Here is an 873-nt window from a genome sequence, read left to right as displayed (position 1 = left end):
ATTCTAGCCTCATTGCAAATCTGGCCGAAAGACAGGCGGGTGGGGTGGCCGCTGGGCAAAGGGCGGAGCTGCCGGCTTCAGGGGAAACCCTTCATCCGGCTTGGCGGGCACGCTTTTTGGGATCCCCTTTGGGAATGGCGGCGATGAGGCGGCGGGTATAATCCTGCTGCGGGTTCCGGTAGATCTGGGAGGCAGGGCCGATTTCCTCGATGCGGCCTCGGTTCATAACCATGATGCGGTCACTCATGAACTTGACCACGCTCAGGTCGTGGGAGATGAACAGATAGGTCAGCCCCAGCTCCTCCTGCAGATCTTTGAGTAGGTTCAGCACCTGGGCCTGTACGGAGACATCCAGAGAAGACACCGCCTCGTCGCAGACGAGCAGGCGCGGCTCCGAAGCCAGGGCGCGGGCAATGCAAATCCGCTGCCGCTGCCCGCCGGAAAACTGATGGGGCAGGCGATCCAGCGCCTCCGGATCCAGCCCTACCCGTTCTAGCAAGCGTTGGGCCCGTTGCCGCCGCTCGGCAGCATTTTTCCCAATTCCGTGCAGAACCATCGGCTCCATAATGCTGGCTCCCACGCTCACGCGGGGATCCAAAGAGGCTGCCGGATCCTGGAAGATAAGCTGGATTTCTCGGCGTAAGCGGCGCAGGTGCCGGGGCGGTAGGCGGAGCCAGTCTTCTCCGTCGTAGATCACCTGGCCGGAACTGGCTTGGATCAGACGCAACAGGGTTCGCCCCAGGGTGGTTTTGCCGCAGCCGGACTCTCCCACCAACCCTAGGGTTTCTCCCGGATACAGATCGAAGCTAATCCCGTCCAAGGCCCGGATCTCGCCCAGCGGGCGGCGAAACAGCCCCTGGCGCACGGGGTAGT

Annotated in this window: 1 protein-coding gene; it reads right to left on the bottom strand. The window is 62.7% G+C overall.

Going from position 1 to position 873, the window contains the following annotated elements; all coding sequences use genetic code 11:
* Positions 1-91: 91 nt before the first annotated feature.
* Positions 92-873, bottom strand: a 782-nt coding sequence (locus NW835_RS05385; protein ID WP_414414718.1) for an ATP-binding cassette domain-containing protein, incomplete at its 5' end; no start/stop codon positions are given.

Source organism: Synechococcus sp. OH2 (genome assembly GCF_047462155.1).
Lineage (GTDB): Bacteria > Cyanobacteriota > Cyanobacteriia > Thermostichales > Thermostichaceae > Thermostichus.
This window is presented reverse-complemented; position numbering and strand designations above follow the sequence as displayed.